The sequence below is a fragment of the Pseudomonas sp. NPDC090752 genome (assembly GCF_055584805.1).
Window position 1 is genome coordinate 441,853 of sequence record NZ_JBVJLI010000002.1, and the last position, 23,754, is coordinate 465,606.

Sequence of the window (23,754 nt, forward strand, 5' to 3'; positions counted from 1 at the left end):
GCAATCTCATAAGTTGTACTGCTTACGCTTGCGATACAGGGTCGAGGCATCGATGCCCAGCGTCTTGGCGGCCTGGTCGAGGGTGTCGCTGGCCGCCAGCACGGCGCCGATGTGCGCGCGCTCCAGTTCATCCAGGCTCAGTGCCGCGCCCACCCGAGGTGCGTTGCCGGCTGGCTGTTCGCCCATGCCCAGGTGGCTGATCTCCACGCGTTCCTGCGGGCAGATGATGCTGGCGCGCTCGACCACGTTGCGCAGTTCGCGGATGTTGCCCGGCCAGCGGTAATTGAGCAGCGCCGCGCGGGCTTCTTCGCTGAAGCCACGGGCCGGCCGTGAGTACTCCTTGACGAAGCGGGCCAGGAAGCGGTCAGCCAAGGTCAGGATGTCTTCACTGCGCTCGCGCAGCGGCGGGAGGTGCAGGGTGATGACATTGAGGCGGTACAGCAAGTCTTCACGGAAGCGGCTTTCACGCACCATCTCTTCGAGGTTGAGGTTGGTCGCCGCGAGGATGCGCACGTCGGCGCGGCGGGTCACCGGGTCGCCGACCCGCTCGTACTCTTTATCCTGGATGAAGCGCAGCAGCTTGGGCTGCAATGCCAGGGGGAAGTCGCCGATTTCGTCGAGGAACAGCGTACCGCCATCGGCCTGGCTGACGCGGCCCAACGTGCTCTCGCTGGCGCCGGTAAAGGCGCCGCGGGTGTGGCCGAACAGCTCACTTTCCATCAGCTCGGCATTCAGCGACGGGCAGTTGATGGTCACGCAAGCCTTGCGGGCGCGCTTGCTCCAGCTGTGAATGGCGCGGGCCAGTTCGCCTTTACCCGTCCCCGATTCACCAAGAATGAGAATGTTGGCGTCGGTGGTGGCCACCTGGCGTGCAGTCTCCAGCACCACCATCATCGCCGGGCTGTGCGAGTCGAGGCCGTCCTTGGGCTTGCGGACTTCACCCTCCAGGGCCTCCAGTCGTGCCGACAGCTGGCGCACTTCCAGCTGCTTGGCGGTGGCCAAGCGAAGCTGGTCGGGGCTGCAGGGTTTGACCAGGTAATCGGCGGCACCCGCCTGAATGGCATCGACCGCAGTATCGATCGCCGAATGCGCGGTGACGATCACCACGCGCATCCACGGTGCCTGGATGCGCATCTGGGCCAGCACATCCAGGCCGTTGTCCTCGCCCAGGCGCAGGTCGAGGAAGCAGAGGTCGAAGACCTGGCGCTGCAGCAGGGCTTCCGCCTGTGCGGCACTGTTGGCCGTGGCCACGTTGTAGCCTTCGTCTTCGAGGCAGTAGCGGAAGGTGCGCAGGATCGCGGACTCGTCATCCACCAGCAGAATGCGGCCTTGGTTGTCCTGGGCTGATTCCATTTGCTGCGCTCCTTAGGGGTGGGTCTTCGTTTAGTGTGGGAAAAATCGGGCAAGTTGCATGGTCAATTCTGAAGGATTCTGTCCTTTGCATGCTAGCCAATGGCCAAATATCGCCATGACCCTGTGATTTTTCGATGATTTTCTTAGAGCGCCGGGGTGGCACATTGGTTGCGACTATTTTCAGATTTTGCCTACAAAAGGAGTGCTGCCATGCCCTTCCCCATTCGAACGGCCATTTTGACCATCAGCCTGCTGTCCATTTGCGCACCTGCAATGGCTGACCCCGTTCAGGACGCGCGCCTGGAAGGTTCCCTGCAAACGGCGTTGGCGCTCAACCGCATGCTCAACCCGTTTCGTATTGACGTTGAGGTTGTTGAGCAGCGGGCACGGCTGACCGGTGAAGTGGAGAACGACGTCGAGCGACAGCTGGCTGAGCATGTCGCGCAGGCCACCCGAGGTGTCGAGCAGGTCGACAACCAACTGCGCGTCAATGCAGGCCTGGTCGAGCGCCCGCTTGAGCTGCGCGCCTACGCCCAGCGCCTTGAGGATGCCACGCTGGCTGCGGTCATCCGCGCGCGACTGCTGTGGAGCCGCACTACGGAAAAGGCGCCCATCGAGGTGCAGAGCAGTGAAGGCGTGGTGACCTTGCGCGGCAAGGTGGACAGCGCCGAGGCCAAGGAGCTCGCGGGTGTGGTGGCGCGCACCACCGACGGCGTGCACCTGGTCAACAACCTGGTCAGCCTGGACACCGCTGCCATGGCCAAGGCCCGGGAAAACCCGGTGGGCGCGCCCGTCGGGCCGCAGCCCAGTGACAGCTGGGTGGTCGACAAGATCCAGAACAGCTTCCGTTTCAGCCGCAACCTCGACGGCTTGAACATCAAAGTCGCGAGTACCGATGGCATGGTCCGACTGTCGGGTGAGGTAGTCAGCAGCGAGCAAAAAACCATTGCCGTGGAGATCGCCCGGCAAATCATCGGCGTGCGGGGGGTGGATGCCGACTTGCTCAAGGTAGCGACCAAGGTCGAGGGCTAAGTCGTGCATTTCGCACGACGCCAGGAAGGGCATCGTGCAGGATACGTCCCCGATGGAGTCACGGTTTTTATGTAAGCCATTGATTAATAAGGATTTTATTGAGTGGTGAAAGCTGGCATGCAGGCTGCAATTACCTGTTCAGGTTTGAATAGAAAAATTACAGCAGGAGAAGCCGGCATGAACCGCCCATCCGTCAACCGCTCGCAAGCCGCCGCACTGCCCCTGCGCCAGTTCCTCTTGCTTGGAATGGCGCTGCTGCTGACTTTGGCCGCAGGCCTCTTTTATTACAGCTGGCAGACCGCACGACTGGCCGAGCAGGTTGCAGCGCAGACCGCGCTGCTGACGCAGATCCAGGCGACTCGTGCCAACACGTTGGTGAGGGCAGCCGAACCGCTGCCTTCGGCCAACACTTCGCCGGCCACCGTTGAAAACGTCGTACCACAAGAACGCTGGGTGTTCTAGGACGCTGCCGTTCGACATACATGAACGGATCGATTTCAAAAAAGAAAGGAGAAGCATCATGCTGAGTTGGGCAATCACTTTCCTCATCATCGCCATCATTGCTGCCGTATTGGGCTTCGGTGGTATCGCTGGCGCCGCTACGGGTATCGCGAAGATCCTGTTCATTGTCTTCCTGGTCCTGTTCGTTGCCTCCTTCTTCTTTGGACGTGGCCGAGGTCGATAATGAGCAGGAAGCTTTGCAAAGCCATTGCCGCCGGCCTGATGTTGGCCGGTAGCGCGGCGGCAATGGCGGCTAATGACGGCCAGGTCCGGGTTGACCAACTGCTTGGCTCGGACCCTGAGTACCGGGAAACCTGGCAGGACGCGATCAAAGGCGAGGAACGCCTACCCGATTGGGTGATCAATCTCACGGGCAGTACTCAGGAGCAGATGTCGGCGGTGACCGAGGATGGAGACAAATACCTGGTCGGTCCGCTGTGCGAGTCCCAGGACAATTGCACCTACAAACGTCTGATCGTGGCGTTCAGTTGGGACAAGGATGACGCTTACGGGATGCTCGTAGAGGTACCCGAAGGCCTGCCGAGTGACAAGTCGCCAACCCGCCACGCGCAGTACCGTTGGCTGGGTGAGCCGGATGACGGCATGAAGGCCATGTTGCAAGAGCAACTCAAGCGCGACCCTAAGTGGTACTGATCCCAACGGACCAGTGGACGCGCACTGTCACGTAATAGAAGCGGAACCTTTCTATATTTCTCGCTTCTATGTTGCGCCGCCCCGAGGAGGGGCGGCACATGACCAAGGGGCCGGGCTGTTCTGATTGTTGCAGGATCGGAGTGGCCTAGGGGTACAGGGAGTGCCTCCAGCATTGGGCCGGGTCAGGAAAGGCATAATCGGAAGTTTCAGGTCTTGGGCATGTTTTCTTGCATGAGCTAAGCCTGGCTTCCGAGGTGCCATCTTCCCTTCTCGTCTACACCTTTCAGATAATTCCCCTTGAGACACATTTTGTCTCGACCGTACATCAAATTTTTTTCGTCCAATCCAGCGCTGTCGCAGGTGGCATTTCAGCCATTCGGATTGTCGAACAAGCCATCCCCAGAGCCATTTAAACCCGGACAAATCTGCCTAAAACTGGCGCTTTGGTCTTGTTCGGGATTCCGAACGTTATAAATCAATGACTTGCGAGTGCCTCATTTTGACGCAGATCAGTATGCCGGATCGGCATGGGGTATACGCTTCCGGCATTAGATTTCATCCTTTGCCATCGCAATAGTTGCCGCCTTTTCGCTGGCCCGAGCGCCTAGTCGCTCGCTCGCGGTGTCCTTACATGAGGTCTCCGGACGGAAGCCCAAAGCTCCCCGTGACGTTGCCAACGGCTCTGTTACGCGCTTTTCCGGTCGGTGCCCGTGACCACTAGAACAAAGGGTAAAGACATGAAGAAGGCAAAACTGAGCCTCGCCTGGCAGATCGTCATCGGTCTGGTCCTGGGCGTTGCAATCGGCGCGCTACTGAACCACTTCAGTGCGGAGAAGGCCTGGTGGATCAGTAACGTCCTCCAACCCGCCGGTGACATCTTCATTCGCCTGATCAAGATGATCGTCGTCCCGATCGTGATTTCGTCGCTGATCGTGGGCATCGCCGGGGTAGGCGACGCGAAGAAACTGGGCAGCATCGGCCTGAAGACCATTGTCTACTTCGAGGTGGTGACCACCATCGCCATCGTCGTCGGCCTGGTGTTGGCCAACCTGTTCCACCCGGGTGCCGGCATCGACATGAGTACTCTGGGTACCGTCGACATCTCCAAGTACCAGGCCACTGCCGCAGAAGTACAGCATGAGCACGCGTTCATCGAGACCCTGCTCAACCTGATCCCGTCGAACATCTTCGCAGCGCTGATGCGCGGTGAAATGCTGCCGATCATCTTCTTCTCGGTACTGTTCGGTCTGGGCCTGTCGAGCCTGCAGGCCGACCTGCGCGAGCCGCTGGTGCGTACCTTCCAGGGCGTATCGGAAACCATGTTCAAGGTCACCCACATGATCATGAACTACGCCCCGATCGGCGTGTTCGCCCTGATCGCCGTGACCGTCGCCAACTTCGGCTTCAGCTCGCTGCTGCCGCTGGCCAAGCTGGTGTTGCTGGTGTACTTCGCCATCGCCTTCTTCGCCTTCATGGTGCTGGGCCTGGTGGCGCGCTTGTTCGGTTTCTCGGTGATCAAGATCATGCGCATCATGAAAGATGAGCTGATCCTCGCCTACTCCACCTCCAGCTCCGAGACCGTGCTGCCGCGCGTGATCGAGAAGATGGAGAAGTACGGTGCGCCGAAGTCGATCTGCTCGTTCGTGGTGCCGACCGGTTACTCGTTCAACCTCGACGGCTCGACCCTGTATCAGAGCATCGCGGCAATCTTCATCGCCCAGCTGTACGGCATCGACCTGTCCTGGAGTCAGCAGCTGCTGCTGGTGCTGACCCTGATGGTCACTTCCAAGGGTATTGCCGGTGTGCCGGGCGTATCGTTCGTGGTGCTCCTGGCAACCCTGGGCAGCGTAGGCATCCCGCTGGAAGGCTTGGCCTTCATCGCTGGTGTCGATCGCATCATGGACATGGCGCGTACCGCTCTGAACGTGATCGGCAACGCCCTGGCGGCCCTGGTGATCGCACGTTGGGAAGGCATGTACGACGCTGCCAAAGGCGAGAAATACTACGCCTCGCTGATGGCGGACAAGAAGGAAGCGGCCGTGGTTGGCGAAACCGCCAAGCGCTAAGCCTGATGTGCTGAACAAGAAACCCCGACTCGTCGGGGTTTTTTGTTGGCTGTGACAGGGCTCTGGCTTTTCGCTGACCTCTGTGGGAGCGGGCTTGCCCGCGAACACCGGCGAAGCCGGTGCCATCTACCGAGGTGCTTGCTTCGCGGGCAAGCCCGCTCCCACAGAGTCTTGCGTCAGCCCTGGGTCTCCAGCCAAGCTTCTCGATACGCTATCATTCGGGCATTTTTCACAGGGGTATACGCGGATGCTCAACGGCCTTTGGCTCGGCTTTTTCCTGGTGGCGGCCGTCTGCGCCCTGGCCCAATGGCTGATCGGTGGCAACGCCGGTATCTTTGCCGCGATGGTCGAGAGCATCTTCGCCATGGCCAAGCTGTCGGTGGAGGTGATGATTCTGCTGTTTGGTACCCTGACGCTGTGGCTGGGCTTTCTCAAAATCGCTGAAAAGGCCGGCATCGTCGAATGGCTGGCCAAGGTCCTCGGCCCGCTGTTCGCCCGGCTGATGCCGGAAGTGCCGCCCGGCCACCCGGCGCTGGGGTTGATCACCATGAACTTCGCAGCCAATGGCCTTGGTTTGGACAACGCCGCCACCCCCATCGGCCTCAAGGCCATGCGCGCGCTGCAGGAGCTCAATCCCAGCAGCACCACGGCGAGCAACGCGCAGATCCTGTTTCTGGTGCTCAACGCCTCATCACTGACTCTGCTGCCAGTGACCATCTTCATGTACCGCGCCCAGCAAGGCGCGACCGACCCGACCCTGGTGTTCCTGCCGATCCTGCTGGCGACCAGCGCCTCGACCCTGGTCGGCCTGCTGTCGGTGGCGGTGATGCAGCGCCTGCGCCTGTGGGATCCTGTGGTGCTCGCCTACATGATCCCCGGCGCGCTGCTGTTGGGCGGCTTCATGGCCTTCCTCGGTACCCTGTCGGCCGCCGCGCTGGCCAGCCTGTCGTCGATCCTCGGCAACCTCACGCTGTTCGGCGTGATCATGTTGTTCCTGGTGATCGGCGCATTGAAACGGGTGAAGGTATACGAGGCCTTTGTCGAGGGTGCCAAGGAAGGTTTCGATGTGGCCAAGAGCCTGTTGCCCTACCTGGTGGCGATGCTTGTGGCAGTGGGCGTCCTGCGTGCCTCCGGCGCGCTGGAATTGGCGCTGGACGGCATTCGCCATGCGGTGAACTGGCTGGGCATGGATACCCGCTTCGTCGAGGGCCTGCCGACCGCGCTGGTCAAACCGTTCTCTGGCAGTGCGGCGCGGGCCATGCTGATCGAGACCATGCAGACCCATGGCGTGGACAGCTTCCCGGCGCTGGTCGCAGCCACTGTGCAGGGCAGTACCGAGACCACCTTCTACGTGCTGGCGGTTTACTTCGGCGCTGTCGGCATACAGCGTGTGCGTCATGCCGTAGGCTGCGCCCTGTTGGCCGAGCTGTCCGGCGTGATCGCTGCGATCCTGGTCTGCTACTGGTTCTTCGCCTGAGCCTGAGCCTGAGCGCTCTGCGCCACGGTCCAGCTCACCACCTGCCCGGCCAGCTGATCGCTGGCCGCGCCAAAACCGGCCACCACGGCTGATACCTGCGTATCGGCCAACGGCTGACGCACCTCGAAGCGCTTGCTGGCGAGGATACGCTGGCTGCGCCCCTGGACCAGCCGTGCGTCATAGCGGATCAGCACTTCCACAGCACCGCCAGCGCGATACTCACTCTGGAACGCCTGCAGTTCGCCAACCAGCTCATAGTCGGCCTGCAGGTTGCTGTCGTCGGCGCTCAGGCGCTGTACGCGGCCGTCACGCTGGAAGCCATCGAGCAGGCGGTTGCGCACCAGCAGTGGCACCGGGTCGCTCCAGCGCGCGCCTTTGTAGCTGCTGAGCACATCGCCCTGGGGGATTACGGCGATGCGTGGCCCGGCCAGCGTTTCGCTGGCCAGGGGCTTGTTCAGGCGCAGCGACCAGTCCACCGGTGTGGCGCTGTGGCTGGCCTGGTTGACCGGCAGGCGGTAGATATCCACAGGCTCGCTCTGCGGCAGGATCGAGCAGGCGCCTGTCAGGCTCATCGCGGCCGCCAGGGCCAGCAGGCGCAGCGAGGGTTTCATGGCTGGAACTCCTTGTTGTTGTCGCGGCCGAGCAGGTAGCCGCTCGGGTCGGCCTCCAGGCGTCGGGAAATACCCTTGAGTGAATTCAGTGTTTCGCGCAGCTCGCGGATGGCCGGGGTCAGCTGATTGAGGCCTTGCGCGCCGTCGTCGATGGACTGGCGATTGTCGTTGAGCAGGCTGTTGATGGTCGCCGCGCTGTCGGCCAACGACTGCATGGCCTGCTCGGCGCTGCCGATGGCCTGCTTGCCCTGGGTGCCGAGCAAGCCGTTGGCGTTGCGCATCAGTGCCTGGGTTTCGGCCAGCGTGGCGTTGGCCTGCTTGCCGACCTGGGCCAACTGCTCGATGGCATCGGAGATACCGCCCTTCTTGTTGGCGAATGCCCCGGTGGTCTGTTCCAGGTTGGCCAGGGTGCTGCTCAGGTGGTCGATGTTGCTGGCCGAGAACATCTGATTGGCGTTGTGCAGCAGCAGGTTGATGTTGGTCACCAGGTCGCTGCTGTCATTGAGCAGTTGGGAGATCGGCGATGGCGAGGCGATGATCACCGGCAGTTTGCCGTCCTTGCCCTTGAGCTCGGGGCTTTGCGGGGTGCCGCCGCTAAGCTGGATGAACGAGTTGCCGGTGACGCCGGCCAGGGTCAGCTTGGCCTGGGTGTCTTCCTTGACCGGGGTGTCGCCGCTCAGGCGCACCCGGGCCAGCACCCTGCGTGGGTCTTTGGGGTCCAGGCGCAGGCTGGACACGTCACCCACCTTGATGCCGTTGTATTGCACCGGGCTGCCACGTGACAGCCCCGAGACGGCTTCGTTGAAGACCACTTCGTAATCCTTGAAGGCATCGTCGACGCTGGATTTTGTCAGCCAAAGGCCGAACAGCATGGCGCCGACCACCACCAGCACGGTGACCAGGCCGATGAGGACGTGATGAGCTCGGGTTTCCATTGTTCAGCGCTCCTGCCCGGCACGGGCGGCGGCGTGTTCGGCCGCGCGACCGCGTGGGCCGTGAAAGTATTCGTGGATCCACGGGTCGTTTGTCTGTTCGACTTCGGCCAGGGGGCCGGCCACCAACACTTTTTTCTGCGACAGCACGGCGATGCGGTCGGTGATGGTGTACAGGGTGTCCAGGTCGTGGGTGATGAGGAACACGCTCAGGCCCAGGGCATCGCGCAGGGTGAGGATCAGTTGGTCGAAAGCCGCGGCCCCGATCGGGTCGAGGCCGGCGGTGGGTTCGTCGAGGAACAGAATGTCCGGGTCAAGGGCCAGTGCACGGGCCAGCGCGGCGCGCTTGATCATGCCGCCGGACAGCGATGAGGGGTACTTGTCGGCGGCGGAAATCGGCAGGCCCGCCAGGGCCAGCTTCACTCCGGCCAGGTGCTCGGCATCGGCGCGCGACAAGCCGGCATGCTCGATCAGTGGCAGTGCGACGTTCTCGGTAACGGTCAGCGACGAGAACAACGCGCCCTTCTGGAACAGTACGCCGAAGCGCCGCTCGACCAGCGAGCGCTGTTCCTCGCCCTGGCCGGCCAGGTCCTCGCCGAACACCTTGATCTGTCCTTCGTTCGGCCGCCGCAGGCCGATGATGCTGCGCAGGAGCACCGACTTGCCGCTACCGGAACCGCCGACCACGGCAAGGATTTCGCCGCGGTACAGGTCCAGGTCGAGGTTTTCGTGCACGCTCTGGCTGCCGAAGCGGTTGCAGATGCCCCGCGTCTCGATCACCGCTTCCCGGCCACTCACCAGCCCATCTCCATGCAGAATAGTGCAGCCACCGCATCCAGCACGATGACCACGAAGATCGATTGGACCACGCTGGAGGTAGTGTGGGCGCCTACCGATTCGGCGCTGCCGCTGACCTTGAAACCTTCAAGGCAGCCGATGGCGGCGATCAGGAAGGCGAAGAACGGGGCTTTGGCCAGGCCGACGATGAAGTGCTGCACGCCGATGTCGCTTTGCAGCAGCGAGAGGAATATGGCCGGTGAGATATCCAGGGTCAGCGCGCAGACCACCGCGCCGCCGATGATGCCGCAGATCATCGCGAGAAAAGTCAGCAGGGGTAGCGAGATCAGCAGCGCCAGCACCCGGGGCACCACCAGTAGCTCGATCGGGTTCAAGCCAAGGGTGCGGATCGCGTCGATTTCTTCGTTGGCTTTCATCGAGCCGATCTGCGCGGTGAAAGCACTGGCTGTGCGGCCAGCCATGAGGATGGCGGTCAGCAGCACGCCGAACTCACGCAGGAACGAGAACGCCACCAGGTCGACGGTGAACACGGTCGCGCCGAAGTCGGCCAGCACCGTGGCACCGAGGAAGGCCACCACCGCGCCCACCAGAAATGTCAGCAGCGCCACGATTGGTGCCGCATCCAGGCCGGTCTGCTCGATGTGCGAGACCACCGGCGTGACCCTCCAGCGGTGCGGCTGCAGGGCTCGGCGCAGCAGGGTTTCGAGGATCAGGCCGACAAAGCCGAGCAGCTGCAGGGTATCTCGCCAGAGCGTATTGACGGCACGGCCGATGCGTTCCAGCAGCAGGAGCAGCACATGACGCTCGGGTTCTTTGACCGGGATGCAGTAGTCCTGCACCGAGCAGTAGACGTTCTTGAGCAAGGCGCGGCTGGCGTCGGGCAAGTCGTTGGTGCAGCGCGACAGACGTTCGGCGCCGAGCAGCTCGGCCAGCAAGGAGGCGCCGGCGGTGTCCAGGCGGCCCAGTTGGCTGAGGTCGGCCACCGCGTCAGCGTCGTATTGCGTGCGCAGGCGCTCGCTGTCGCGCTTGAGGCTGGAGTAGTGAGCCAGGGTCCAGTCACCGGCAATGCGCAGGCAGGCCGGTTGGCTGCTGGTGTCCAGGGTGGCGCTGGGGGTGGTCATAGGCTCCATGCATCTGACAGGCGTAGAGGCTGATCATAGCGCAGCGGGCATTCAGCGGTTTGTTGAAAATGTGCTGTCCTGTAGCGCCTTATTGAACAAACACCAACTCAGCAGACCAACTGTGGGAGCAACTGTCTTCCACAAAACCTAGAAAGCAGCGTAATCCGTGTGGGAGTGGGCTTGTCCCGCGAACACGGGCGAAGCCCGTGCCATCCAGCGCGTCGCTTGCTTCGCGGCTAAAGCCGCTCCCACAGAGCATACCGCGCCTCATTTCGCGACCGCGTCGTCGACCACCTTGAAGCGCAGCACACCGATCACCTGGCCATCCTCGGTCAACACCCGTACCTGCCATTTGCCTACCGGGTTGGGCGGGAAGTTCTGTTTGTGGGTCCAGGCGCGGTAGCCTTCTTTGCGCCCGCCATGAATATCCAGGGCGATGCGGTCAACTTCCTTACCGTCCTTCTGCCACACATGGTAGATGCGCTCATTGAGGCCGCGCGGTGCATTGATGGCGGTGTAGGCATACAGGCCGCTGCTGCGGATGCGGCTGGCGGCAATTTCGTCGAGCGAGTCGCCGGGCTGGCGGTTGATGACTTCGGTGCTTACCGCCACTTCGGTCATCCACAGGGTCGCTGGGGGCACCCACGAGCGCAGCAGCCAGCCGCCGCCACCGACGGCGAGGGTCACCAGCACCAGCGTTACGCCACGGCGCCAGGTGTTGATCGGGAAGCTGCTGGCCAGGCTTGGGAAGGACAGCACCATGGCGGCAATCAGTGCCAGCTTGAAGCTTTGCGCGGTGGTCAGGTGGAGAATGATCGGCAGCGCGGTCAGCAACGCGGCGAACAGCGTCAGGGTGTGCAGCGCCAGGAACAGCCAGCGCCGTGGGGCCAGCCATTTGTAGTACAGCGGGTCGACGATCGAGACCAGGCCGGCGCCCGCGAGCAGGCCGGTGAACACCAGTTGGCCGCTGTTCCAGGTGGTGGTGATGAAAAAGAACGGCAGGACGAAGAACAGGCTTTCCTGGTGAATCATCTGCGTCGCGTAGCGCAGCAGCGGTTGTGGGATCTCACGCTTGAAGGTCCGGGCGAACAGGCCGGTGAGGGTGTTTTCGAACATCAGCCAGAGCCAGCTGACCAGCATGAGGATGGCGACCCAGCTGGCCAGGCTGGCCTGGCGGTCGACCAGGATGAAGCTGCCGATACCGGAGAGAAAACCGCCGAGCGCAATGACGCCGGGGTAGCGTTTGAGCAGCTCGATGATGCGCTGGACGATGTGGGGGATTGGGGGCATTGGGTCTGCAACAGAGTGATGGAGTGACTGTGCCGGCCCTTTCGCGGGCAAGCCCGCTCCCACAAGAAATGCACTGCACCCAAGGCTGGTGCAATACCTGTGGGAGCGGGCTTGCCCGCGAAAGGGCCGGTACTGACGAAAGAATACCGCCGAATCACCGCTCCCGTGTAGCACCGCTCGGTGGTTGGGGTGTAGGTCGCCGCCGACGCAACAACCCAGCAGCCAGAATCACGCCCACCATCAGCGCAATCAACCCATACAACTCGTCATACCCCAGCAACGGCTTCTCGATCCGCAGATACCCCTCATTCTTGAGCAGTTCCTTCAAGGCATCGTTGGCCTGCTCCAGGCTGACCTGGCGCAGCTTGCGCACGGGGTTGGCAAAGCGACCATTGTTGTAGTCGTTCAGCGCCCCCCAGTAATAGTCGGCCAGCGCGCTGTTACCCTGGGTACTCCAGCTCTCTTTCGCAACGGCGGCGTCCTTGATGCGAGCGAAGGTATCGGCATCGAGGCCTTCCTTGCGCAGATGGTCGAACAACTGCTGCATCACCTTGACCGCTTTGTCGATGTCGTCGCGTTCGAGGTCGGCGTTCATGCTCAGCATGCCGCTGTCGCCGAAGCTTTCACGCTGCACCGAGGGGCCGTAGGACAGGCCGTTGCGCAACCGCAGCTGGTCGTACAAGGCCCAGTCCAGGTAGCGCGAGAGCAGATCGAGGGTCGGCTGGTGATCGTTGTCCAGTACCGGTTCGATGAATAGCCAATGCAGTTTGACGCTGTCGCCCAGCACACCGCGGGTCAGGTCGCGGCGTTGCTCGGCCTGCTGGCTGATGCTTTCGAGATTGCGCCGCTCTTCCGGCTCGGTGGCGGGCAGCTCGCCGAAGGTACGGTCCAGATAGGCCGGCAAGAGACGGTCGAGGCCACCGACCATGATCAGGGTCATGTTGTTGGCGGCATACCAACGATCACGCAGGGCCTGCACCTGCTCAAGGGTCATGTTGTCCAGGTTGGAGCGCTCTGGGCATTTCAGGCCAAGCTCGGTGGCCAGCTGGTCGCTGGCCGGATGGCCGATGTCCTGGCGGTCGAGCCAGCGTTGCAGATGGCCATAGTGGCCGCCATCCTCGCGCTCGATGATGCGCTTGGCGGTGGCCAACGCCTTGGCGTCGATGCGGGTATCGCGGATTACCGCCAGCAGGAGGTCGAGGACCTTGCGCTGGTTGCGTGCCGGGGCTTCGATGACGAACGTGGTATCGGCGCTGCTGGTGTACGCATTCCATTCGCCGCCCAAGGCCTGCAGCCGTTCTTCCAGGCCGCCCTCGCCGGTCTCGTCGATGCCGCTGAACAACAAGTGCTCGAGCAGGTGCGGCAGCTCTTTCTGCTCGCAGTCGAAGTCGTCCAGGCCCACCCCGACGACCAGGCGGATCGCCACGTGGTCGCGCTCATAGCCGGATTTGAGGATCACCTGCAGGCCATTGGGCAACAGATAACCTTCGACCCGCGAGCGATCGAGGGCGTGTGAGGGCAGGCTGCAGATCAGCAGGCAAACGAATATCAGGCAACGCATGGGCGAGCTTGGGTCTCCAGGTATGCGAGATCAGGGCTGGCGGGCTTCATCCGGCACCGTATCGAGCATCAGCCCGCCGGTGTCCGTACCGCCCAGTACCACATAGGCACTGCTGCAGAACAAAGAGTTCAACCGCTTCATGTCGGCGATCAGTTCCAAGTGTAGCGAACTCGTCTCGATACTTTGCACTACCTTGCGCTGCAGGCGGCTGACGTGGGCGTGGGCCAGACGCCGTTCCTGAGCGCGGAAACGGCGTTTCTCCCGTAGGAGCAAGTGTGCGCTTTCTGGGTCGGCACTGAGGAACACCGACAGCCCCAGGCGCAGGTTGGACAGCAATTGCTCCTGCAGGCCGGTAAGCTCCTCCAGGCCGACCTGGGAAAACTCCCGGCGCTGACTGGTCTTCTGCTGCTGTACCTTGCGCAGCATGCGTTCGATCAGGTCGCCGGCCAGCTTGAGGTTGATCGCCAGCTCGATGATTTCGGCCCAGCGTCGGTTTTCCTGGTCGCTGAGGTCTTCCCGCGCCATCTGCGCCAGGTACAGCTTGATCGCGCTGTACAGCGCTTCGGCGTCCTCGCCCAGGGCGCGGACTTGTTGCGGCAAGGCAGCCTGGGTGCCGCGCAGGGCATTGAGCATGGCTTCGAGCAGGCTGTCGACGATGTCGCCCAGACGCAGGGTTTCGCGGGCGGCGTTGGCCAGGGCCAGGCTTGGCGTTGTCAGTGCCGAAGCATCGAGGTGACGCGGGCGCACCTGGCCGTTGCTGTTCTCGCGCTCGGGCAGCAGGCGGTTGCACAAGCGGCCCATGGGTTTGACCGTGGGCAGCATGATCAGGCAGCGCAGGGTGTTGTAGAGCAGGTGGAAGCCGATCACCAGTTCCTGCGGGCTGAAGCTCAGCGAGTCCATCCAATCGACCAGCGGGTGCAGCACGGGGATGATCAGCAGCAGGCCGATCAGTTTGTACAGCAGGCTGCCCAATGCCACGCGGCGGCCTGCCGCGTTCTGCATGCTGGTGCTGATGAACGCCAGCAGCCCGCTGCCGATGTTGGCGCCGACTACAAGACCGATGGCTACTGGCAGGCTGATCACTTCGGCGCCGGCCAGCGTCGCGGTCAGCAGAACTGCCGCCAGGCTGGAATAGGAAACCATGGCGAACAGCGCGCCAACCAGGGCATCGAGCAGAATGTCGCCGGTCAGTGAGGCGAACAGCACTTTCACGCCCTGGGCATGTGTGATCGGCGTGGCGGCCTGCACGATCAGCTCCAGCGCCAGGATGATCAGGCCCAGGCCAATGCCGACCCGGCCCAGCTGACCAGCGCGTGTCTGCTTGCGTGACAGGAAGAAGATCACCCCAAGAAACAGCAGCAGCGGCGACAGCCAGGACAGGTCGAGGGTCAGCACCCTGGCCATCAGCGCAGTACCCACGTCGGCGCCGAGCATGATCGCCAGCGCCGGGGTCATGGCCATCAGGCCCTGGCCGACGAATGAGGTGACCAGCATGGCAGTGGCGTTGCTGCTCTGCACCACGGCGGTGACCACGATGCCGGCGATGAACGCCAGGGGCCGGCGGTCCATGTTCTGGCTCAGGACCCGGCGCAGGTTGGAGCCGAACACCCGCAAGATGCCGGTACGGACGATGTGCGTGCCCCACACCAGCAAAGCCACGGCGGAGAGCAGGTTGAGCAGGGTCAGCATGGTGTAGCCCCCCTTTCTTATCTGGGCTCCAACAGCGAAGCCAATGGGTGAAGCGGCAAGCCTGGCCCGGGGGTGGGTGTTTTCTATCCAGTGCTTACACAAGCTGTAGTTGTTTTGCGCAACTCACGCCAGCTTGGCATGCCTGGCGGGTCATTGAAACCTGCTTGTCATGAAACCCTGGTCATGAAAAAGGGCCCCGAAGAGCCCTCTCGCTGCGCTCCAGGTACTTACTGACCCGGAATGTCCTTGCGCAGTTTCACCGGGTCGTGCTCCTTGCCGTCCTTGCGCGCCAGGGCAGTGCGCATACGGATGTTGATGGCCTCCACTGCCAGCGAGAATGCCATGGCGAAGTAGACGTAGCCCTTCGGCACGTGCACATCGAAGGATTCGGCGATCAGCACGGTACCGACGACGATCAGGAACGAAAGCGCAAGCATCTTCAGCGAAGGGTGCTTGTCGATGAAGTTACTGATGGCACCCGCGCAGAGCATCATCACCAGCACCGCGACGACGATCGCGGCGATCATCACCGGCACATGCGAGACCATACCCACTGCGGTGATCACCGAGTCCAGGGAGAACACGATATCGATGATGGCGATCTGGATGATGGTGTAGAGGAACTTGCCACCTGCGCCTTTCGGTTCATCAGCGCTTTCGTCTTCGCCTTCGAGGCCGTGGTAGATCTCCTGAGAGCTTTTCCACAGCAGGAACAGGCCGCCGAAGAACAGGATCAGGTCGCGGCCCGAAATGCCCTGGCCGAACACCACGAACAGGTCAGCCGTCAGGCGCATGACCCACGTGATCGACAGCAGCAGCATGATGCGGGTGACCATGGCCAGGGCCAGGCCGAAGATTCGGGTGCGCGGCTGCATGTGCTTGGGCATGCGGCTGACCAGAATCGAGATCATGATGATGTTGTCGATACCGAGCACGATCTCAAGCGCGGTGAGGGTGAAAAAGGCAACCCAGATTTCCGGGCTGGTCAGCCATTCCATGTGTCTTCCTTCGAACGGTAATGGCAAAGCGCCCAGGCATGGGCGCTTCGCGTTTGCGGTGGTGCGTGTTTATTAAAGACTACTGAACAGCGGGAAAATGCCCATCAGCAATGCGGCGGCCATTATGCACATGCACACCAGTACTGCCCACTTGAGGGTGAAACGCTGGTGGTCGCCGAATTCGATGCCGGCCAACGCCACCAGCAGGTAGGTCGAGGGTACCAGCGGGCTCAGCAGGTGAACCGGTTGCCCGACGATCGACGCACGGGCCATTTCCACCGGGCTGATGCCGTAGTGGCTGGCCGCTTCCGCCAGCACCGGCAACACGCCGTAGTAGAAGGCATCGTTGGACATGAAGAAGGTGAACGGCATGCTGACGATCGCGGTGATCACCGCCAGGTAAGGACCAAGCGCCTCAGGGATGACCGCCAGCAGGCTCTTGGACATGGCTTCGACCATGCCGGTGCCCGACAGAATGCCGGTGAAGATACCGGCGGCGAAGATCAACCCGGTCACGGCCAGGACGCTACCGGCGTGCGCAGCGATACGGTCCTTCTGCTGCTGCAGGCACGGATAGTTGACGATCATGGCGATACTGAAGGCGATCATGAACAGCACCGGCAGTGGCAGCAGGCCGGCGATCAGCGCCACCATCAGCACAGCGGTCAGCGCACCGTTGAACCACAGCAGTTTCGGCCTGCGCGCTTCAGGGAACTGCGACACGCTGATTTCGCTGTGGTCGATGTCGTCGGTCGGCAGGTGCAGTTCGCCCAGGCGGGCACGCTCACGCTTGCCGTACATATAGGCGATGGCCAGGATCGCCAGCACACCGAAGACCATGGCCGGGATCATCGGCACGAAGATGTCCGATGGGTCCACGTGCAGGGCACTGGCGGCCCGGGCAGTCGGCCCGCCCCACGGGGTCATGTTCATCACCCCGCCGGCGAGGATGATCAGGCCGGCCATGATCCGCGGGCTCATGCCCAGGCGGCTGTACAGCGGCAGCATGGCGGCGCAGCAGATCATGTAGGTGGTGGCGCCATCACCGTCGAGCGATACCACCAAGGCCAATACGGCGGTGCCGACCGAGACTTTCAGCGGGTCGCCCTTGACCAGTTTGAGGATCTTGCGCACGGCTGGGTCGAACAGGCCGGAGTCGATCATCAAAGCGAAGTAGAGGATGGCGAACATCAACATCACGCCAGTGGGCGCGAGCTTGCTGATGCCTTGAAGCATCATTGGGCCGATTTCGGCGGAAAAACCACCGAACAGGGCGAACAGGATCGGTACCAGGATCAGCGCGATCAAGGCCGACAGGCGCTTGGTCATGATCAGGTACATGAAGGTGATGACCATGGCAAAGCCAAGGAAGGTCAGCATGGCAATACTCCAGGCGTGGCGCGGCGAAAGGAACGTCGATTCGGGCGGATCAGCGCGTCGGGCGCTGCGCAGGGAGCAAGCGGAGGGGGACTGCAAAGAGGCGGGCACAGGAATACATCAGAATCACCATTGTTGTTGTTGATTGGGCCGGGCGCGGAAATTCCGGGTGCCCTGGCTGACCGGTCTTGTGCCGGTAGTGGCGGCTATCCTAGGGGGGTAAGCTTTCAGCCAGCTTTCGCCGAGGAAAGGGCGACGGGAGGTAGGTGATGCAGGATGTAACCGAGGGAGGTTGCCATTGCGGCAACTTGCGCTACCGCTTGAAGGGCGAATTGACGGATGTCGCCCATTGTCATTGCTCGATTTGTCGGCGGGTCAGCGGCGGGCTGGTGGTGACCTGGCTCACCCTTCACCGCCTTGGTTTCAAGTGGCTGGCGGGCAGGCCGCAGTGCTATGTGGCACCGGCTAGCTGCAAGCGTTACTTCTGCGGGGAGTGTGGCGCCCATGTGGCGTTGGTGACCGAGCACAGCCCGGACAGCATCGATGTGACGGTGGCGACGCTGGATCATCCGGAGCGGGTGGCGGCGCAGCGGCATATCTGGACCAGCAGCCGGTTGCCTTGGCTGCATCTGGATGAGGGTTTGCCTGGGGAGTCTGAGGAGAAACTGTAGTGCCCGTGTCGTCAATACTGGCCTCTTCGCGGGGCAAGCCCGCTCCCACAAGAATGGGTGCACCAAAGCTCTGTGGGAGCGGGCTTGCCCCGCGAAAGGGCCAGTGCAGACACTAGGGTAGCTGCAGGCCCCCCGCCGCCTTGTGCAGCGCCCGCAGATGCTCGCCGATCTGCTTCACATTCGCCTCGACCGCAGCAATTTCCTTGGCCCGTGAAGGTTCCAGCAGCGCCCTCACCTCTTTATCCAGGTCTGTGCTCAAGCGCAGCAACTGAGCCTGCCGCTCACTGCTGACTTTCTCCAGGTGCTCACGCTCCTCCGGCTGCGGCAAGCCATAGCCCTTGGCGTCCAACAACTCCGCCGGGCGGCTGAGGAAGCCACTGTTGGCGAGCATCTGCTTCAGCGTCTGGTCGGCCTTGCTGACACTGCCATCCTTCAGCGCGGCCGCATTCAGGTAGCGCTGCTTCACTTCGTCTTGGGCCAGCAATAACTGGCGGCGCAGGCTGGCTTGTTCAAGCAGCAGCAAGGCGGCGCTGGTGCGCAGGTCGGCCTGGGCGAACCAGCTGCGGCGCTGCTCGGCATCCTCTGCCAGCCAGTCCTCGACCTTCTCCTGCTTGACCGGCAGCTGCTTCCTGAGCACATCGAACATCGCTTGATAGCGCTCACGATAGGAGTCGAAACGATAACCCAGGCGCAAGGCTTCGCGTGGGTCATCGAGCACGCTGGTATCCGCCAGCCCCCTGCCCGCCAGCACGGCGAGCAAGCCGTTGGGCATGATGCTGTCGAGGTCGTTCAGGTGTGGGTTGGCGGTGCCGCTGCGCAGCAGTTTCAACGACTCGACGGCACAGTTGTTGGACAGGAACCAGTAGTTGCCGTCATACGTCCAGTGCATCTCGGCAGCCTGGCGTACCAGGTTTTCGATTTCGTCACGGTTGAGCTTCAGCGGCACCGATGCCAGGCTGCGTAACTCCGTCTTGGTGTACTCATCGATCACCTGGGCCAGCGGCAGCACGAACAGCCGGGACGGGTAGGCGCCAACCAGGCCGTCCCAGCTCGAAAGTTGCACATCGTTGACGAAGGCGCGGTACGACAGCACCAAATGCTGGTCGAGGTCCAGGCGGCAGTCCGGTCCGCGTGGGCGGCCGGGCTTGCAGATCACCAGGCGTAGCATGCTGTGGCCCCAGCGGCTGACCAGGTTCTGGTTGGCCTCGGCCAGCAGGAAGTCCACCTCATAGACCCGCTCCGGGTCGATATCGCCCAAGGGCTGGCGGGCGAAGTCGCTGCCGGCATTGAGGAATGGCAGGCCCTTGGCGCAGGTTTGCTGCGTTGGCGCCCAGCCGAAGTGCTCACGCAAATACTGGTTCAGCGCTGGCCGGCGGCAGCCGTAGCTCGGGTCGAGGAGGAAGTACTCCATGTTGACCGCAAGGTATTCCTTGGGGCTGCTCAGCTCGTAGCTGTCGGGGCTGCGGACGAACTGGCCGTTGTGCTGTTCGCGCTCGCCGCGACGGCCGACGTATTGCGGCCAACCCGCCAGGTCAAGAAAACGCGGGTCGTCGCTCAAGGTGAAGCGGCGTTCTGCCTGGCCGCGGCATTCTTCGGGCTGGCCCACCTTGCCGAGCGTGCCTTGGTGGCGCTTGCAGCGGGCGATCAGCGAGCGCTCCGAGCTGGGCCACAGCCGGGCGCGGTCGTAAATGTGGGTGAGTTCGTGAAGGACGGTAGCAAGCAGCTCTTCGCGCACGGTGCCATGCGGCCGGTCGGTCTTTTGCTGAGCGGCGCTACCATCGGCCAGGCTAGGCAGCAGGCGGCGGTTGAGCTCCAGGGTCGAGACCAAGGATGCCTGGCCATAGGCATCGGCGGGCATGTTGTCGCTCCAGCTGACCAGCACCCGTCGGTCCAGCTGTTGCTTGAAGCGCGATGGAAGCTTGCCCAGAGCCTCATCCAGCAAGGCCTGCGAAGCTTGCGCTTGTTGCGGGGTGAGGCTGGATCCCCGCAGGTCGAGCTGCAGGTTGGCAAGGGCGGGCGTGCCGAGCAGCGCCAGGGCGCAGCCGAGCAGCCAGGCACGCACGCGCTTCACAGCGCCAGGATGGCTTCGGCCAGCACCTGGTCGCTGGCGCCGCGCGCTTCAGGCACGCGCTCGCGCAAGGTGTCGAAAGCAGCTTCGAGCTGGGCGCCACGGATATCCCCGTTGCTGGCGACGAAACTGGCGGCATCGTCATGCGCTTCACGCACGACTTTGGAGTCGCGGATCGAGGTGGTGGTGTCAGAGGTGAAGTCGATCGAGCGGCCGAAGGCGCGCACGATGATGTTGCTGGTGGCCACCAGAGTCTGTGCCTGGGCCAAATCGGCCAGCAGCAACATGCCGAGGGTAGCGGCGATCAGCGGTTTACGCATGGAGCTTCTCCGGAACATACAGGGAGTCAAAAGTAATCATTGGACGAGAATTGCTTCTGCCAGTTCAAGGTCGCCGACAGGGTGATGAGCACAGTTGTGGCGCAACGCATCGAGCGCCGCCTCCAGGCGTGCTCCCCGGATCACGCCGTCACTGGCGACAAAGACCGCGGCATCGTCGCGGGCCTGCCTGACCAGCTTGCGGTCGAAGGGTGCGGTCGTGACCTGGCTGGTGACGTAGCCGGTGATGACCAGGCTTTGCGTGGTGGTGTCCATGGCATGGGCACTGCCCATGACGGCTACACAGAACAACAAGGGCAACAGATAACGCATGGGCCTTCTTAAGACAGGAACAGGAACGGTCAAGGCTAGCCCGCAAGTGCCGGCCAGAGCCAGCGCTTGCGTATTACAGCTTGTGAATCAGAGCGCCAGGATAGCCTGGGCCAGTTGAGCATCGCTGGCTTGCAGGGCCGGCATGCTCGAGCGGATGTGCAGGAAGGCGCTTTCGAGCTTGGCGCCGTGGATGGCGCCTTGGCTACCCACGTAGGTGGCGGCGTCGTCGCGGGCGGCCTGTACGATCTTGTCGTCACGGAACGACGAAGACAGGTCGGAGGTGGCATCAGTGGTGGCGGCAACGGCACGTACTACGGCATCGGTCGTGACGACGAAACTGCTGGCGTTGGCGGCGCCGGTCAGGCCGAGCAGCAGGGCTGCGCCAATCAGGTGTTTACGGGACATGGTCGTGGACTCCTGGGGAGGGATCTATGGATCTGCTTATCGGACGCTCACGGGGTTCGTCACGGTACCTTTGAACAACTGGTTTCTACCAGACTGTTTAGTCAAGCGTATCACGCGGCGGTATTTCCGGATGTTAATGAACAGTGCGCAAGCAAACTGTTATGGTCATTCCTGACTTAAGTGAAACTGTATGCCTTGCTGCTGCAAGGGCTCTGGCCCTAGGGCTTCGCCAATAAAAAACCCGCTGCAGTCACCTGCAGCGGGTTTGGGGAATTCGCGGTGCCGGCCGAAGCCGGCGAACCGGTGCTTAGCGCCAGAACGGCTTGCTCAGCTCTTCGTAACGCTGCGATTCGCTGATACCGGCGTCAGCCAGCAGGCGGGCATCCAGGCGAGCCAATTGACGGCGGCTGGCCATGCGACGCTGCCACAGCAGCAGGGTAGAGAGGGCGCGCAGTGGCAGCGAAGCGTTGGACTGCTGGGCGTTGTTTTCGAATACGAGACCGGAACTGAGGGTACGTTCCATGATGTTTCATCCTTCCGCTTATGGCGGGATTAGGTAGTGGTTTAACTGATGCCAATGATCCTCCTCTGTTGTCCAGAACAGTAGATACAGTTCAGTAGCAATGAGATGACCCAGTTAACTGTTAAACCCGACTGTTGCACCTAAAACTGCCACAACTGTACTGGTCCGCACTAATGTGGTGCGTTTTACGCTGATATTTGGTTTTGTAAGTGCTGAGGCGGGTGAAATAACAAGTACAGTAGTACAGTTTATTCTTGCTCAGGCGGAGGAGTGTATAGGCGAGAGGGGAGTAACTGTTATGCACTGTGCGCAGGAAGGTGTTTGAGTAGGCCTGAGCAGCTTGTATAAGCAGGCTGCTCAGGCCGATATCGCATCAGCTGGCGAGCATGCGCCCGCTTTCTTCCAGGTTCTCGTGCCAGCTCAATGCCTCACGCAAGATATGCGGAGTATGGCCACCACGTTGGCAAGCGCGATCGAAATAGTCGTTCAGCGCTGCGCGGTAATCCGGGTGAACGCAGTTGTCGATGATCGCCCGGGCGCGCTCGCGCGGCGCCAGGCCACGCAGGTCTGCCAGACCTTGCTCGGTCACCAGGATGTCCACGTCATGCTCGGTGTGGTCAACATGGCTGACCATCGGCACGACGCTGGAAATCGCACCGCCCTTGGCGATCGACTTGGTCACGAACACCGCCAGGTGAGCGTTGCGGGCGAAGTCGCCGGAGCCACCGATGCCGTTCATCATCCGCGTGCCGCAGACGTGGGTGGAGTTGACGTTGCCATAGATGTCGAACTCCAGCGCTGTGTTGATGCCGATGATGCCCAGGCGGCGCACGACTTCAGGGTGGTTGGAGATCTCCTGCGGGCGCAGTACCAGCTTGTCCTTGTAGCGCTCCAGGTTGCCGAACACGTCGGCGTTGCGGCGGCTCGACAGGGTGATCGAGCTGCCGGAGGCAAAACTCAGCTTGCCGGCGTCGATCAGGTCGAAGGTCGAGTCCTGCAGCACTTCGGAGTACATGGTCAGGTCTTCGAACGGCGACTCGATCAGGCCGCACATCACCGCGTTGGCGATGCTGCCGATGCCAGCCTGCAGCGGGCCGAGCTTGTTGGTCATGCGCCCGGCGGCCACTTCGTTCTTGAGGAAGTTGATCAGGTGGTCGGCGATGCCCTGGGTTTCGTCATCCGGCGGCAGCACGGTGGATGGCGAGTCTGGCTGGTCGCTGATGACGATACCGACGATCTTGGCCGGGTCGATCGCGATTGCGCTGCTGCCGATGCGATCATCGACTTTTACCAGCGGGATCGGCGTGCGGGTCGGACGGTAGGTCGGGATATAGATGTCGTGCAAGCCTTCGAGGTTGGCATTGTGCGACAGGTTGATCTCGACGATCACGTGTTTGGCAAAGATGGCGAAGCTGGCCGAGTTGCCCACCGACGTGGTCGGCACGATGTGGCCTTCTTCGGTAATGGCCACGGCCTCGATCACGGCGATGTCCGGCAGTTTCAGCTGCTGGTTGCGCAGTTGCTCGACGGTTTCCGACAGGTGCTGGTCGATGAACATCACCTGGCCGTCGTTGATGGCCTTGCGCAGGGTGCTGTCGACCTGGAACGGCATGCGGCGGGCCAGCACGCCAGCCTCGGTCAGCTGCTTGTCGAGGTCGTTGCCCAGGCTGGCGCCCGTCATCAGGCTGATTTTCAGTGGCGACTGCTTGGCGCGTTCGGCCAGGGCATGCGGCACAGCCTTGGCTTCGCCGGCGCGGGTGAAGCCGCTCATGCCGACGGTCATGCCGTCCTCGATCAGGCCAGCGGCATCAGCCGCACTCATTACCTTGCTGTGCAGGGAGGACAAGCGGATACGATCACGGTACATGGATTGTTATCTCAGGCTACTGAAGCTACTGCAGCGCAGTCTAGAGATTTACCCCGGCGCCGTCCCGCGACCATGGTCGTATGAGAAGCGCGGAAATAGAGCCGTTGATC

General features: G+C 62.2%; 23 protein-coding genes. 7 read left to right on the forward strand and 16 right to left on the reverse strand.

Features of this window, described 5'->3' with window-relative positions; translation table 11 throughout:
• Nucleotides 1–6: 6 nt before the first annotated feature.
• Nucleotides 7–1,353, reverse strand: a complete 1,347-nt coding sequence (gene algB, locus ACZ6YA_RS05070) for a sigma-54-dependent response regulator transcription factor AlgB (protein ID WP_465895884.1) — start codon at nt 1,351–1,353, stop codon at nt 7–9.
• A gap of 210 nt (nt 1,354–1,563) precedes the next feature.
• On the opposite strand from algB, the gene ACZ6YA_RS05075 reads away from it, so the two are divergent.
• The 6 genes from ACZ6YA_RS05075 (at nt 1,564) to ACZ6YA_RS05100 (ending at nt 7,083) form a co-directional block, all read left to right on the forward strand.
• On the forward strand, nt 1,564–2,385 hold the full coding sequence (locus tag ACZ6YA_RS05075) for a BON domain-containing protein (RefSeq protein ID WP_465895886.1): 822 nt from the start codon (nt 1,564–1,566) through the stop codon (nt 2,383–2,385).
• A 177-nt stretch (nt 2,386–2,562) separates the two neighbouring features.
• Nucleotides 2,563–2,847 (forward strand): hypothetical protein, encoded by a 285-nt coding sequence (locus ACZ6YA_RS05080; RefSeq protein WP_465895887.1) that lies wholly within the window; start codon nt 2,563–2,565, stop codon nt 2,845–2,847.
• A 58-nt stretch (nt 2,848–2,905) separates the two neighbouring features.
• On the forward strand, nt 2,906–3,070 hold the full coding sequence (locus ACZ6YA_RS05085) for a DUF1328 domain-containing protein (protein ID WP_465895888.1): 165 nt from the start codon (nt 2,906–2,908) through the stop codon (nt 3,068–3,070).
• On the forward strand, nt 3,070–3,540 hold the full coding sequence (locus tag ACZ6YA_RS05090) for an inhibitor of vertebrate lysozyme family protein (RefSeq protein WP_465895889.1): 471 nt from the start codon (nt 3,070–3,072) through the stop codon (nt 3,538–3,540). Before ACZ6YA_RS05085 ends, ACZ6YA_RS05090 begins: the two co-directional genes overlap by 1 nt.
• A 737-nt stretch (nt 3,541–4,277) precedes the next feature.
• On the forward strand, nt 4,278–5,606 hold the full coding sequence (gene gltP / locus ACZ6YA_RS05095) for a glutamate/aspartate:proton symporter GltP (RefSeq protein WP_465895890.1): 1,329 nt from the start codon (nt 4,278–4,280) through the stop codon (nt 5,604–5,606).
• A gap of 247 nt (nt 5,607–5,853) precedes the next feature.
• Nucleotides 5,854–7,083 (forward strand): nucleoside recognition domain-containing protein, encoded by a 1,230-nt coding sequence (locus ACZ6YA_RS05100; protein ID WP_465895891.1) that lies wholly within the window; start codon nt 5,854–5,856, stop codon nt 7,081–7,083.
• On the opposite strand, the gene ACZ6YA_RS05105 is transcribed toward ACZ6YA_RS05100, so the two are convergent.
• The 9 genes from ACZ6YA_RS05105 to ACZ6YA_RS05145 all read right to left on the reverse strand — a co-directional run bounded on the left by ACZ6YA_RS05105 (nt 7,065) and on the right by ACZ6YA_RS05145 (nt 17,463).
• Nucleotides 7,065–7,694 (reverse strand): ABC-type transport auxiliary lipoprotein family protein, encoded by a 630-nt coding sequence (locus ACZ6YA_RS05105; protein WP_465895892.1) that lies wholly within the window; start codon nt 7,692–7,694, stop codon nt 7,065–7,067. The two genes, ACZ6YA_RS05100 and ACZ6YA_RS05105, sit on opposite strands and share 19 nt — an antisense overlap.
• A complete protein-coding gene (locus ACZ6YA_RS05110) occupies nt 7,691–8,629 on the reverse strand; it encodes an MlaD family protein (RefSeq protein ID WP_465895893.1) in 939 nt (312 codons plus the stop codon). The genes ACZ6YA_RS05105 and ACZ6YA_RS05110 overlap by 4 nt, the downstream gene beginning before the upstream one ends.
• A gap of 3 nt (nt 8,630–8,632) precedes the next feature.
• A complete protein-coding gene (locus tag ACZ6YA_RS05115; RefSeq protein ID WP_465895894.1) occupies nt 8,633–9,424 on the reverse strand; it encodes an ABC transporter ATP-binding protein in 792 nt (263 codons plus the stop codon).
• Nucleotides 9,421–10,554, reverse strand: a complete 1,134-nt coding sequence (locus ACZ6YA_RS05120; RefSeq protein ID WP_465895896.1) for an MlaE family lipid ABC transporter permease subunit — start codon at nt 10,552–10,554, stop codon at nt 9,421–9,423. The genes ACZ6YA_RS05115 and ACZ6YA_RS05120 overlap by 4 nt, the downstream gene beginning before the upstream one ends.
• A gap of 258 nt (nt 10,555–10,812) precedes the next feature.
• Nucleotides 10,813–11,835 carry a DUF5924 family protein gene (locus ACZ6YA_RS05125; protein WP_465895898.1) on the reverse strand — a complete coding sequence of 341 codons (1,023 nt, stop codon included), beginning with the start codon at nt 11,833–11,835 and terminating at the stop codon, nt 10,813–10,815.
• A gap of 154 nt (nt 11,836–11,989) precedes the next feature.
• Entirely contained in the window at nt 11,990–13,396 is a 1,407-nt protein-coding gene (locus ACZ6YA_RS05130) for a M16 family metallopeptidase (protein WP_465895900.1), read from the reverse strand.
• Between the two features lie 30 nt (nt 13,397–13,426).
• Complete coding sequence (locus tag ACZ6YA_RS05135) at nt 13,427–15,085, reverse strand: Na/Pi cotransporter family protein (protein ID WP_465895901.1); 1,659 nt, start codon at nt 15,083–15,085, stop codon at nt 13,427–13,429.
• A 227-nt stretch (nt 15,086–15,312) separates the two neighbouring features.
• The gene (locus tag ACZ6YA_RS05140; RefSeq protein ID WP_465895902.1) at nt 15,313–16,083 is read right to left on the reverse strand and encodes a TerC family protein; all 771 of its coding nucleotides are present in this window, start codon (nt 16,081–16,083) and stop codon (nt 15,313–15,315) included.
• A 72-nt stretch (nt 16,084–16,155) separates the two neighbouring features.
• Nucleotides 16,156–17,463: a CitMHS family transporter gene (locus ACZ6YA_RS05145; RefSeq protein ID WP_400802525.1), complete on the reverse strand. Its 1,308-nt coding sequence runs from the start codon at nt 17,461–17,463 to the stop codon at nt 16,156–16,158.
• Nucleotides 17,464–17,729: 266 nt separating this feature from the next.
• Between ACZ6YA_RS05145 and ACZ6YA_RS05150 the strand changes: the two genes are divergently transcribed.
• On the forward strand, nt 17,730–18,131 hold the full coding sequence (locus ACZ6YA_RS05150; protein WP_465895905.1) for a GFA family protein: 402 nt from the start codon (nt 17,730–17,732) through the stop codon (nt 18,129–18,131).
• Nucleotides 18,132–18,243: 112 nt separating this feature from the next.
• On the opposite strand, the gene ACZ6YA_RS05155 is transcribed toward ACZ6YA_RS05150, so the two are convergent.
• From ACZ6YA_RS05155 to ACZ6YA_RS05180, 6 genes are all read right to left on the reverse strand, one after another.
• Entirely contained in the window at nt 18,244–20,202 is a 1,959-nt protein-coding gene (locus tag ACZ6YA_RS05155) for a DUF7844 domain-containing protein (protein ID WP_465895908.1), read from the reverse strand.
• Nucleotides 20,199–20,519, reverse strand: coding sequence for a DUF2388 domain-containing protein (locus ACZ6YA_RS05160; protein ID WP_403132471.1), 321 nt, complete (start codon nt 20,517–20,519; stop codon nt 20,199–20,201). The genes ACZ6YA_RS05155 and ACZ6YA_RS05160 overlap by 4 nt, the downstream gene beginning before the upstream one ends.
• A 36-nt stretch (nt 20,520–20,555) precedes the next feature.
• On the reverse strand, nt 20,556–20,849 hold the full coding sequence (locus ACZ6YA_RS05165) for a DUF2388 domain-containing protein (RefSeq protein ID WP_465895911.1): 294 nt from the start codon (nt 20,847–20,849) through the stop codon (nt 20,556–20,558).
• A gap of 87 nt (nt 20,850–20,936) precedes the next feature.
• Complete coding sequence (locus ACZ6YA_RS05170; RefSeq protein ID WP_403132475.1) at nt 20,937–21,254, reverse strand: DUF2388 domain-containing protein; 318 nt, start codon at nt 21,252–21,254, stop codon at nt 20,937–20,939.
• A gap of 307 nt (nt 21,255–21,561) precedes the next feature.
• Nucleotides 21,562–21,777 carry a DUF1127 domain-containing protein gene (locus tag ACZ6YA_RS05175; RefSeq protein WP_023378057.1) on the reverse strand — a complete coding sequence of 72 codons (216 nt, stop codon included), beginning with the start codon at nt 21,775–21,777 and terminating at the stop codon, nt 21,562–21,564.
• Between the two features lie 373 nt (nt 21,778–22,150).
• Nucleotides 22,151–23,644 carry an acetyl-CoA hydrolase/transferase family protein gene (locus tag ACZ6YA_RS05180; protein ID WP_465895913.1) on the reverse strand — a complete coding sequence of 498 codons (1,494 nt, stop codon included), beginning with the start codon at nt 23,642–23,644 and terminating at the stop codon, nt 22,151–22,153.
• Nucleotides 23,645–23,754: the final 110 nt, after the last annotated feature.